The organism is Clostridium tagluense (assembly GCF_003865095.1).
GTDB classification, from domain to species: Bacteria; Bacillota; Clostridia; order Clostridiales; family Clostridiaceae; genus Clostridium_AD; species Clostridium_AD tagluense.
On sequence record NZ_BHYK01000007.1, the window covers coordinates 100,821 to 113,625 of the forward strand.

Genomic DNA, 12,805 nt, shown 5'->3' on the forward strand with positions numbered 1-12,805 from the left:
ATCTTTAACAAAAAAACAAGTAACCCCATATTAATATGGGGTTACTTGTTTTTTTAATTTACGCCTACAGCATTCCAAGCTGCATTTATAGCAGCAACTTCTGGCCCACTTGCACCGTAAAGATCTGTTGCAGATTGAACAAGTGCAACTCTTGCATCGTGGAAGTTGGAAGTAGAAATTAAATAGTTACTTAAAGCTCTGTAATAAATTTGTTCTGCTTTATTAATACCTACATTAGGATTAGAAGCTGTAAGGTAACAGGCTTTATTTGGAATTCCACTATTTGTATGAACTCCACCCCAATCTCCTTCTCGAGTATTAGGAGAAACTACAAATTTACTCATATGATCTGGATCTCCATATTTAGATGGATTGGAAATGTCTCTTAATGCATCGCCAGCTACATTAGGTGTCCAAACATCTTCACCCATTAGCCAATCAAATTTGCTAGGTTGGCCATAGTACTCGATGAATGCACCAAAAGCATCTGACATAGATTCATTTAACGCTCCAGATTGAAATTCATAAGTAAGATGTGCTTCCTTTTCATCTACGGCATGGGTCATTTCATGACCAACAACATCTAAAGCACCAGATAATGCAATAGCCTCAACTCCATCTCCATCTCCATAAACCATTTGAGTTCCATTCCAAAAAGCATTTACATAATCTTTAGAGAAGTGAACTGTAGATTTAATACCCATACCTAATCCATCAAGACTATTTCTATTGAATTTAGTTTTATAATAATCATATACAACTCCTGCATAGGCATGTGCATCTACAGCTGCTTTATCATTAATTGTGCTTGTAGTTGAAAAAATCGTAGTACCAGGTATTTTAGTTCCGTTAGAGGCATTAAAAGTGGTTATAAGAGCACCTTTGGTAGTGTCTTTTAATTGATATTGAGTCTTGCCACTTACAGTAACCTTGTCAAGGTTTAATGTTTTGGTATCGCCAAGTACGCCTAGGCCTGTTCCTGTAGCCGCAATAGGTTCTATTTTATTGACTTGTTTTACTATAGTTCCATCTTCAGCATTTATAAAGAAGTCCCAATATCCTGGTGTTGGAGATAGGAAACTTAATGAAACTAAATAAACCGGAACATATTCATCATTTACATTGTAATAGAAAAGTTTGATGGTTGGATCTGTTTCAAGTTCATCAAATTTAACTTGTGCTTTTGCAATCTCAAGAGCTTTCTTTTGACCTATAAAAGGTGCTTTATTTATTTTAACATTTTTTGCATTAACATCATATTTACCATTTATAGCGTATACTTCACCATTTTGATTAAAGTGAACGATATACTCATTACCATAAATTGGAACGCCTTTTACCATTTGTTGAGTTTTGATATGTTTAAAACCCAAGTTGTCATCACTTGATTTTAGTTCTTTCAATTCATTTACAGGATCTTCAATTCCATAATTATTTTCTTTGAAGAATTGCTGTACACCTTTCATGTCTTTTGACAATTGTTTTGATAATTTTCCTGTTTCAAAACTTGGTGGATTGACCTGCGATACATTCCCTTTAGCTTGTACAGGAAGTGCAAAACCTGAGAATAATAATGATGAAATAATAACTAAAGAAACCAATTTTTTTGATAACAAAGTAAAAACCCCCTTATATTTTTATATTTTTATTATAAATCAAATATCGCAAAAATGTAACAAAAATATTACGACATTTAGTTACATTAGTAGTTTCAAATAAAAAAAACTGTTAAATAATCGACATTTTTTTTATTATAAATTAAATATCATAAGATGTAACTAGAAAAATACGACGTTTAGTTACATTTATAGCTTAAAATAAAAAAAGTTGTTGATTATTCAACAGCTTTTTTAATCTATATAAAATATGTAAGAGGTGTCTCCTTATTTTTTGTAAAATAAAAAACATCTCATCTTACTAAAGGATGAAATGCAAATATTATAGTTAGTGGAATTTTTTTATTTCCATGCCTAATGGGTTAACAATAAAGTAACTTTAGAATATAAAGAAAGTGTTCATTAAAGCAATTTGCAGTAATGAACACTTGTAATTCTTAATATGTTTTTACAATTTTATGCAACCGCTTTTGATTTTTCGGTGGATTGTGCAAGGATTAACTCCTAGTTCTTTAGAAGCGGTTACGACGGAGCCATATTTTTCTATGGCTTTTGGTATCATTATTTGGTCCACTATACCATATACTGTGTTTAGATTACTATGACCATTTATTGTAACACTAGGCATATCATTTAAAGGATTTTCAGGTTCGCTTAGGTTCATGAATATGCTAAGGTCATCCTCGCTGATAACATCATTAGCTGCAAGGACAATTAACCTTTCTATCATATTTTTAAGTTCTCTTATGTTTCCTGGCCAATCATATTTATAAAGTATTTTTATTGCTATTGGTGAAAATCTTAAACATCTATTATATTTTTTATTATAAAAATCAAGGAAATACTTAATTAAAGGAAAAATATCTTCTTTTCTATCTTTTATAGGCGGAATTTTAATTGGTATAACATTAAGGCGATAATATAAATCTTGTCTGAATCTTTTACTGTTATGAAGTTCCGCATCAGATATATTTGTAGCACTAATATATCTGATATTTAACCTTATAGGTGTTGTTCCACCTATTCTTGTGAATTCATTTTCCTGTAATACCCTGAGGATTTTTGTTTGCATTGGCAATGGCAATTCGCCAATTTCATCAAGGAAAATTGTACCTCCATGCGCTTCTTCTAAAAGGCCTTTTCTACCACCTCTTTTAGCACCTGTAAAGGTACCCTCTTCATATCCGAAAAATTCAGATTCTAAAAGTTCCGAGGGAATTGCACCACAGTTTATTGTAATAAAAGGTTTTTCCCGCCGGGAACTATAGTTATAAATCATTCTAGCAATAATTTCTTTACCAACACCAGATTCTCCAGTAATAAATATGGATGAGTCATAAGCAGCTGCTCTTATGACCATCTTTTTGATATTATCAATAACCTTACTTTGACTAATATACTCTATAGTTTCAGGCTGTTTAATATCCAGATTTATGCTTGTTTGCAATTTTATCAAACGGGTAATATCGCGACCAGTAAGTACGCCGCCTTTTAGATCTCCATTATTATGGAAAAAAGGTATAGCTGTGTAGGCAAGGGTTTTTCCACTTGGATATTTAACATTTCTATAAATTTTCTCTTTAATTTTTAGCATATCAATAATAATAGGATCTTTTACCAAACCTCTTTGTGATATCTCATAAATGCTTTGACCAAGCGCTTCGCAGCGATTAAAGGGCAAAAGCACATCACAAAGTTCATTCATTTTTTCGATTATACCCAGTTCATTGAAAATAACAATTACTTCATCAATATCATTTATAACATTCTCTACGGTTTTATTATTAATAACAGAACTATCAAACATATACATAATATTAAGTGAATTACTTTGGGCAGTTAGTCTATGTATGCTAACAGGACAAAGGAGGCCATTTATTAAGATACTGCGGTGACTAGTTCCCTTTTCTAAAATATCTTCATAATTGAAATCTATATCAAGGTCTTGTATATTTTTTAGAATTTTGATTTTTGCATACTCAAAAAAACTATTCATTATGCTATTAGTATATAATACTTGTCCAGTACTATTGCATACAATGATAGGATTATATATTTTGTTTAACATATCTTCTGAAATAGTATTCATATAACACCATGCCTTTCAAGATAAAATAAAGCCTTTGAATTATAAAAAAATGTTAATTTAATAACATTATAATAACATAAATTTCTGAATAAAGCTAGAAATTGTTGCAAAATGCAACGGATTATTGCATTTTGCAAGATGTTTGAATAAATTATCTTTTAAAAGCTTGTTAAAAAATAGACTTAGTGTAGTTTTTTAAACAAGTAATAGTTGGCACAACTATTGCTAATGTATATAGTGTGTAAAAGTTTACAACACCTAAAAGTTTATAATGCATAAACATATATAATACTTAAATGCAAAAAAATATTGAAAGGATGATTAAAATGGATGATAACAAATGGTTATTAAAAGGAATTAAAGTTGTTGAATTTGCAACCTTCATTGCAGCACCATGTGCTGCTAGAATGCTTGCTGATTGGGGCGCTGATGTTATTAAGGTAGAGCCTATTTCTGGAGAAAACATGAGAGGTATTGGTTCAGTATACTCATCACCTTGCCAGGAAGATGAAAATCCTTGGTTTGAAAATGAAAACTTCAATAAAAAAAGTATTTGCGTTAATGTAAAATCTACAGAAGGTATGGAAGTATTTCATAAATTACTTGAAAAGGCTGATATTTTTGTCACAAATGTTCGCGTGCAAGCCCTTGCAAAACTTGGATTATCTTATGAACAACTTAAAGAAAAATATCCTGGTTTAATATTCGTCCAAGCTTTAGGCTATGGAGAAGAAGGGCCACTAAAAGATAAACCTGGATTTGACTACACATCATATTTTGCAAGAGGTGGTGTTATGTCTTCACTTATGGAAAAAGGCACTACGCCAACAAATGTTGCTGCAGGCTTTGGTGATCACTATGCAGGTATTGCTCTTGCAGCAGGTGCATGCGCAGCTCTTGTGAAAAAAGCTAAAACAGGCACAGGAGAAAAGATAACAGTAAGTCTTTATCATATGGGTATTTATGGACTAGGATCTATGATTATGTCTGATCAATATGGAAATAAAATGCCAATGTCTAGACTTACTCCAAACTCTCCTGTTTGTAATTCATACCAATGTAAGGATGAAAAATGGATTCAATTAGCATTAATACAATATGATCAATGGATTGAAAGATTCTTTAATGCTATTAATAGAGAAGATTTAATGAATGATGATAGATATAATACTCGTAATGGAATGGTTGAAAATGTTGAGTCAATGGTTACTATTGTTGCAGAGGCAATGCTTAAAAAAACTCTTGCACAGTGGGAAAAAGTTCTTATGGAATGTGATATTCCGTTTGAAAGAGTTCAGTCTTGCGCTGATATTGCTGTAGATGAACAGGCTTGGGCAAATGACTATTTAGTAAAGAAAACCTATGATTCAGGTAATGAAGGTATTTTAGTCAATTCACCTGTTAAATTTGGAGAAATGGGTATTAGAGAAATGACTCCTGCTCCAAGACTTGAAGAAAATACAGATGAAATCTTAAGTTCAATTGGATATAATATGGAAGAAATTCAGACTTTGAAATCAGGCAAACTAGTTAGATAGATTTAGTGGAATTGTTAGTAAGGTATATTAGGAGAAATAGACTAGCAAATAAATTTGAATGTGCCTAAATAGGAAAGGACAGGATAGTATGTATACAATGGGACTAGACATAGGCTCTACGGCAACCAAAGGTGTAATTATTGAAAATGGTGTAAAAATCGTGGCTACTGCAACTATATCTTCAGGTACAGGCACTACAGGACCTGCAAGGGCGTTGAAAGAATTATTTGGGAAGCTAGATATTTCACGTGGGGATATTGAAAAACTAGTAGTAACTGGATATGGAAGAATGAAATATTCGGATGCTGATAAGCAAATTAGCGAGCTGAGTTGTCATACAAAGGGAGTTAACTTCTTAGTTCCTAGTGCTAAAACCATTATAGACATTGGTGGACAAGATGCAAAAGCATTAAAGCTTAATGAAAGTGGTAAATTGGTTAATTTTGTTATGAACGATAAGTGCGCTGCTGGCACAGGAAGATTTTTAGATGTTATGGCAAGAGCACTTGAAGTTAATGTTTCAGATTTAGGTGACTTGTCTGCTAAATCTACAAAGGAAGTTCCTATAAGTAGTACATGTACTGTTTTTGCAGAATCAGAGGTAATCTCTCATTTATCCAATGAAGCAGCAATTGAAGATATTATTGCTGGTATTCATGCTTCAGTAGCTAAAAGGGTTTCTAGTCTTGCAAAAAGAGTAGGTATCCAGGAAAGTGTGGTAATGGTAGGTGGGGTGGCAAGAAATAGTGGGGTTGTTAGAGCTATGGAAGCAGCTCTTGAACTTGAAATCATTGTACCAGATTTAGCACAACTTACTGGAGCGTTAGGGGCAGCTTTGTATGCATTCGATGAACTTAAAAATAATGAAATTGAAAGCAATGAAATTGAAAACTAATCAAGGGTTTGAGGAGGAGAAAAATGAGCGATAAATTATCATCAAAAGAAGTAATAAGCAATTTATTAGCAAAGCAGTACGAAAATGCATTTGAGGCTAAAGCAAAGGGTGAACCTGTAGGTTGGTCCACATCTGTATTTCCTCAAGAGCTAGCGGAGTGTTTTGGGCTTAGTGTATGCTATCCTGAAAATCAAGCAGCAGGAATAGCTGCAAAAAGAGAATCTTTAAAATTATGTGGTATTGCAGAGGACAAAGGATATTCTAATGACATATGTGCTTACGCAAGAACTAATTTTGGATTTCTTGAAAATGGCGGTTGTGAAAGCTTAGATATGCCTCGTCCTGACTTTCTATTATGTTGTAACAATATTTGTAATCAAGTTGTTAAATGGTATGAAAATATCTCTAAGGAATTAAATATACCACTTATTTTGATTGACACTACATTTAACAATGAATATGAAGTTAGTCAGGAAAGAATAGATTATTTAAAAGGTCAATTTGATGAAGCTATTAAACAGTTAGAAGTGATTTCTGGAAAGAAATTTGACCCTAAGAAATTTGAAGAAGTCATGAAGATTTCTACTAAAAACGGTAAGCTTTGGAAGTATTCAATGAGTTTACCTTCAGCAAAACCATCTCCTATGAATGGGTTTGATTTATTCAACTATATGGCAGTTATTGTTTGTGCAAGAGGTAAACAGGAAACAACTGATGCTTTTGAACTATTAATTGCAGAATTAGAAGAGAGAATTAAAAATAAGGAAACAACCTTTAGGGGAGAAGAAAAATTTAGAATCATGATGGAAGGCATACCTTGCTGGCCATATATTGGGTTTAAAATGAAAACATTATCAAAATATGGTGTTAATATGACAGGGAGTGTTTACCCTGATGCATGGGCTTTAGAGTACGAAGTTAACGACCTAGATGGTATGGCTAGAGCTTATAGTAGTATGTTTAATAATGTGAATTTAGAAAGAATGACTAAATTCAGAATTGATTCTCTAAAATCAGGTGGTTGCGATGGTGCTTTCTACCATATGAACAGAAGCTGTAAACTGATGAGTTTGATGCAATATGAAATGCAAAGAAAGGTGTATGAAGCTACCGGTTTACCTTATGCAGGTTTTGATGGAGATCAAGCAGATCCAAGGAATTTTACAGAGGCTCAATTTGAAACAAGGATACAAGGTTTAGTTGAAGTAATGGAAGAAAGAAAAATAACTGGAGGTAATGACTAATGAGTAGCTTTGAAACTATTTTATCTCAGATGAAAGATGTTATTAATAATCCAGGAGCAGTGGTGAAATCATATAGAGAAAAAGGTATCAAGGTAGTTGGATGTTTCCCTGTTTACTGTCCTGAAGAAATCATTCATGCTGCTGGAATGTTTCCAATGGGTATTTGGGGAGGATCTACAGACATTGAATTAAGTAAACAATATCTCCCAGCATTTGCTTGTTCAATTATGCAGTCTTGCCTTGAATATGGATTAAAGGGTGTCTACGATGATTTATCAGCGGTTATTATACCTGGTATGTGTGACACGTTAATATGTATGGGCCAGAATTGGAAGGTAGCTGTTCCTCAGGTTGAATATATTTCACTTGTTCATCCTCAGAACAGGAAAATTGAAGCTGGCATTGTGTATTTAAAAAGTGAATACAATAATATCAAAAAAAGATTAGAAGAAATTAGTGGTTGCATCATTACAGAAGAAAAATTAAATGAAAGTATTGAGATTTATAACGACTATAGAAAAACCATGAGAGAATTTGTAGAAGTAGCTGCAAAGTATCCCAATATTATTACTCCAATAATTAGAAATACAGTCATTAAGAGTGCTTTCTTCATGGAAAAATCAGAGCATACAAAATTAGTGAAAGTTCTTATTTCAGAAGTAGAGAAAATGCCTGCTGAAAAATGGTTAGGAAAAACAGTATTATTATCAGGTATATTAGCAGACTCAGAAGAGTTACTGAGCATTCTCGCTGAAAATAATATTGCAGTAGCTGCAGATGATTTAGCACAGGAAACAAGACAATTTAGATTTGACGTTCCAAAAGGATCGGATGCAGTAGATAGATTAGCAAGATTTTGGTCCATTTTTGAGGGCTGCTCCTTGGCATATGACCCTGAGAAAAAACGTGGAGCTATTATAACACAGCAAATAAAAGAAAAAAATATTGATGGTGTTATTTTCTGTATGATGAAATTCTGTGATCCTGAGGAATATGATTATCCACTAATTAAGAAAGAAGTGGAAGCAGCAGGAGTTCCTACTTTATATCTTGAGATAGATCAACAAATGAAAAATAATGAACAAGCTAGAACTCGTGTTCAAACTTTTGCTGAAATGCTAAGCTTATAATTTGAACATGGTTATATAAAAAAAATGCTATATAAAAGTTGAAATGGAGGATATTATTATGTTATTTAAAAAAGAACATATACTTTTACAAAAGGCAGTTAGAGATTTTGTAAAAAAAGAATTAGACACACTGCCAGCGGAGATGGATAAGACTGGTGTGATGCCAAGGGAATTAATGGATAAGTTGGCAAGGTATAAATTTATAAGCACAATAGTTCCAAAAGAATATGGTGGAGCTGGTGCAGATTATGTTTCATATGCAATAGTTATGGAAGAAATCAGTAGAAAATGTTGCTCTACAGGTACATTTGTTACTGCTGGATCATCTCTTGTTGCATTACCTATTATGAATTTTGGTACAGATGCTCAAAAAGAAAAATACTTAAAACCTTTAGCACTAGGCGAGCAGATTGGCGCCTTTGCTTTAACTGAACCTGGTGCGGGTTCAGATGCAGGTGCACAGCAAGCAGAGGCTGTGTTAGATGGAGATAACTATATTTTAAATGGTAGAAAGTGCTTTATTACTAATGCTCCTATTTGTGATTTTGCCATAGTAATTGCTATGACTGATAAATCTAAAGGTGTACGTGGTACTTCAGCATTTATAGTGGAAAGTAGTTGGGAAGGATTCTCTCATGGTGCTCATGAGGACAAGATGGGTATTAGAGGTACAGAAACTTCTGATTTAGTTTTCCAAAATGTTGTGGTTCCAAAGGAAAATTTAATAGGCAAAGAGGGTATGGGATTTAAAATTGCTATGAATACTCTTGAAGCTGGTAGAATCGGTGTTGCAGCGCAAGCTCTTGGAGTTGCTCAAGGTGCTTTAGATGAAGCTATAAAATATACTAAGCAAAGAATTCAATTTGGTAAAACATTATCTAAATTCCAAAACACTCAGTTTACCATAGCTGATATGGAAACTAAAGTATGTGCAGCCAGATTATTAGTTTATGATACTGCAGAAAAGAAAGATGCCCATATGAAAATTGAAAAAGAAGGATCTATGGCAAAATACTATGCAGCAGAGGTGGCTAATGAGGTCGCTTATAAAGCACTACAACTTCATGGTGGATATGGTTATATAAAGGATTATCCAATTGAAAGAATGTACAGAGATGCTAGGATTTTATCTATTTATGAAGGTACATCACAAGTGCAGCAAATGGTAATCGCAGCCAGTGTTTTAAGATAGAAATAAGATAAAAATTTTTATACTTGGAGGTATATATTTTGAAAATATTAGTTTGTGTAAAACAAGTGCCAGATACTACAGAAGTTAAAATTGATAAAGAGAAAGGAACCCTTATTCGCGAGGGTGTTCCAAGTATTTTAAATCCAGATGATGCTAATGCATTAGAGGAAGCTCTTAAAATAAAAGATAAATATAAAGATGTTACAGTAACTGTGGTTTCCATGGGACCACCTCAAGCAGATTATATGCTAAGAGAATGTTTAGCTATGGGTGCAGATGATGCGTTTCTTTTAAGTGATAGAGCATTTGGTGGTTCTGACACCTGGTCAACATCTAATGCAATAGTAGCAGGTATCAATAAAATAGGACAATTTGATATAATTTTTGCAGGAAGACAAGCAATAGATGGAGATACAGCGCAGGTAGGACCTCAGATTGCTGAAAAACTGCATATGTCACAAGTTACATATGTTCAGAACCTTGAAATTAAAGGTAATGAATTAGAAGTACAAAGGCAACTAGAAGATGGATATGAGATTATTAGAGTAGATATGCCTGTATTACTAACAGCAGTTAAGGAGTTAAACGAACCTAGATATATGTCAGTAGACAAAATATTTGATGCATATAAAAAAGAAATTTTGGTTTTAGGTTTTAATGATATTGACATTGATTCAAGTCAAGTAGGATTAAAAGCTTCACCTACTAAAGTATTTAAATCATTTACACCACAACCTAAGGGAAAGGGCATAATGCTTGAGGGAACATCTAAGAACAATGTTGAAGAATTAGTGATGGCTTTAAAACAAAAACACATTATATAATTGATTTGCAATAAATACGTTGCATAATACTGAATTTATGGAAAAACAAAATACATTATATTAGTTGGAGGTAAACATGGATATGGATTTAAGTTTATATAAAAATATATGGGTATTTGCAGAACAAAGACAAGGTAAAATTTCTCCGGTTGTAGTTGAGCTTTTGGGAGAAGGTAAGAAGCTTGCTAATGAAGTTGGAGTTGAATTATGTGCTGTGTTACTGGGAAAAGATGTAAATGGACTTGCTAAAGAATTAATTTCTTATGGTGCACAAAAGGTATATGTAGCAGATAGTTCTCTTTTAGAAAACTATACAACAGATGCTTACACAAAAGTTATTTGCGATGCTGTAAATCAATTTAAACCAGAAATAATGCTACTTGGAGCAACTCATATTGGTAGAGATTTAGCTCCTAGAATGTCATCTAGATTAGACACAGGACTAACAGCAGATTGTACAAGACTTGAAATTGACCCAGAAGATAAAAAAATCATGCAGACTCGTCCTGCTTTCGGAGGAAACATTATGGCCACTATTATTTGCCCAAATAACAGGCCACAAATGTCTACTGTAAGACCAGGTGTTATGGATAAAGCTCTAAAGGATGAATCAAAAGTTGGGGAAATCATTAATTTAGACTTTAAATTGTCAGAGAAGGATATAAGAACAAAGGTAATTAAAACTGTAAAAACTAATAAAGATATGGTATCTTTAGTAGATGCTAATGTAATTGTTTCTGGAGGCCTTGGTCTTAGAGATGAAAAAGGCTTTGAAATGCTTAAAAAGCTTGCAGATAAATTTGGTGGAGTAGTTGGTGCTTCTCGTGCAGCTGTTGATGCAGGATGGATTGATCATTCTCATCAAGTAGGTCAAACTGGTACAACTGTGAAACCTACTGTTTATATTGCTTGTGGTATTTCTGGTGCTATTCAACATGTTGTTGGTATGCAGGAAGCAGATGTAGTAATTGCTATCAATAAAAATCCATCAGCTCTAATTTTTGGAGTAGCTGACTATGGTATTGTTGGAGATGTATATGATATAGTTCCAATGCTTACTGAGGAATTAGATAATGTTGATGAATTAGTAAAAAGGTTAAATGCATAAATAAAATGTAATAAGTATTGTGAATTAGGTTTAAATAAAGTAGGGGGCTATTTTATTAATACTAAAAAAATGTTGCATTATAATAAACGAATTAGAAGTTAACATAAAAGCAGACATAACCATCTCCTAAAATACCTGTGTGTTTATTTTTAATATAAAAGGAGGAAAATTAAAATGAAATTAATTATGTTTAGTGCAAGAGAAGATGAAGCCAGTGCTGCTAGCACTTGGGGCAAAAAACGTGAAGTGGAAGTTCAAAATATTTCAGAACCTTTATCATTAGAAAATATTCATTTAGTAAAAGGCTTTGATGGAGTATGTCTTTGTCAAACAAAGAAGATGGAAGATGGAATTTACAAAGGATTAAAAGATGAAGGAATAAAACAAATTGCATCACGAACAGCTGGGGTTGATATGTTCGATATGGTGGAGGCAACAAAACATGGGTTATTTATTACAAACGTGCCTGTATATTCACCTAATGCAATTGCTGAATATGCTATAACTGCTGCACTTAATATTGTTCGTCATGTGAATCATATTAAAGTAGCTATGAAAGAACAAGATTATCGTTGGAGAAAAGAAATTATATCTAAAGAAATAAGATCCATGACTGTTGCAATTATTGGAACAGGCAAAATTGGACGTATAACAGCTCAAATTTTTAAGGGGTTTGGTGCAAAAGTTATAGGATACGATTTATACCCTTGTGAAGAAGCTAAAGAGTGTATTGAATATGTAGATACGCTTGAAGAGGCTATTGCACAAGCAGATTTAATTTCATTACATATACCAGCTACAAATGATAATTTCCACTTATTTAACAAAGAAATTTTTGATAAGATGAAAGATGGTGTGTTTTTCGTTAATACAGCTAGAGGCACAATTGTTGATACAAAAGCGTTAATAGATGCTTTAAACAGTGGTAAAATTGCGGCTGCAGCTTTAGATACATATGAAAATGAATTTAATTATTTTACAAAAGATTTTTCAGGTAAGGTAGTTGAGGATGAGATGCTAAAAGAACTTACTCACCGTGATGATGTATTATTAACACCACACATAGCATTTTATACTGAAACAGCAGTTAAAAACTTAGTTGAAGGCGGATTAGATGGAGCTTACGATATTATTAAAAATGGTACAAGTAATTATATTGTAAACTAACT

Annotated in this window: 10 protein-coding genes; 8 read left to right on the top strand and 2 right to left on the bottom strand. The window is 32.9% G+C overall.

Features of this window, described 5'->3' with window-relative positions; all coding sequences use genetic code 11:
• Positions 1-53: 53 nt before the first annotated feature.
• Together Ctaglu_RS08090 and Ctaglu_RS08095 are read right to left on the bottom strand one after the other, a co-directional pair.
• On the bottom strand, positions 54-1,616 hold the full coding sequence (locus Ctaglu_RS08090) for a M4 family metallopeptidase (protein ID WP_124999858.1): 1,563 nt from the start codon (positions 1,614-1,616) through the stop codon (positions 54-56).
• Between the two features lie 448 nt (positions 1,617-2,064).
• On the bottom strand, positions 2,065-3,705 hold the full coding sequence (locus Ctaglu_RS08095; RefSeq protein ID WP_124999860.1) for a sigma-54 interaction domain-containing protein: 1,641 nt from the start codon (positions 3,703-3,705) through the stop codon (positions 2,065-2,067).
• Positions 3,706-4,031: 326 nt separating this feature from the next.
• Here Ctaglu_RS08095 and Ctaglu_RS08100 point away from each other — a divergent pair, with 326 nt between their 5' ends.
• From Ctaglu_RS08100 to Ctaglu_RS08135, 8 genes are all read left to right on the top strand, one after another.
• A complete protein-coding gene (locus tag Ctaglu_RS08100) occupies positions 4,032-5,243 on the top strand; it encodes a CaiB/BaiF CoA transferase family protein (protein WP_124999862.1) in 1,212 nt (403 codons plus the stop codon).
• 88 nt (positions 5,244-5,331) lie between these two features.
• A complete protein-coding gene (locus Ctaglu_RS08105; protein WP_124999863.1) occupies positions 5,332-6,138 on the top strand; it encodes an acyl-CoA dehydratase activase in 807 nt (268 codons plus the stop codon).
• A gap of 23 nt (positions 6,139-6,161) precedes the next feature.
• Entirely contained in the window at positions 6,162-7,382 is a 1,221-nt protein-coding gene (gene hadB, locus Ctaglu_RS08110; protein WP_124999865.1) for a (R)-2-hydroxyisocaproyl-CoA dehydratase subunit alpha, read from the top strand.
• Complete coding sequence (hadC, locus tag Ctaglu_RS08115; RefSeq protein WP_124999867.1) at positions 7,382-8,512, top strand: (R)-2-hydroxyisocaproyl-CoA dehydratase subunit beta; 1,131 nt, start codon at positions 7,382-7,384, stop codon at positions 8,510-8,512. Before hadB ends, hadC begins: the two co-directional genes overlap by 1 nt.
• Before the next feature lie 58 nt (positions 8,513-8,570).
• Positions 8,571-9,704 carry a putative isocaproyl-CoA dehydrogenase AcdB gene (gene acdB / locus Ctaglu_RS08120; protein ID WP_124999869.1) on the top strand — a complete coding sequence of 378 codons (1,134 nt, stop codon included), beginning with the start codon at positions 8,571-8,573 and terminating at the stop codon, positions 9,702-9,704.
• 38 nt (positions 9,705-9,742) lie between these two features.
• Positions 9,743-10,528, top strand: a complete 786-nt coding sequence (etfB, locus tag Ctaglu_RS08125) for an electron transfer flavoprotein subunit beta (protein WP_124999871.1) — start codon at positions 9,743-9,745, stop codon at positions 10,526-10,528.
• 82 nt (positions 10,529-10,610) lie between these two features.
• Positions 10,611-11,636 carry an electron transfer flavoprotein subunit alpha/FixB family protein gene (locus Ctaglu_RS08130; protein ID WP_444979566.1) on the top strand — a complete coding sequence of 342 codons (1,026 nt, stop codon included), beginning with the start codon at positions 10,611-10,613 and terminating at the stop codon, positions 11,634-11,636.
• A 174-nt stretch (positions 11,637-11,810) separates the two neighbouring features.
• Positions 11,811-12,803, top strand: coding sequence for a D-2-hydroxyacid dehydrogenase (locus Ctaglu_RS08135; protein ID WP_124999876.1), 993 nt, complete (start codon positions 11,811-11,813; stop codon positions 12,801-12,803).
• Positions 12,804-12,805 lie beyond the last annotated feature (2 nt).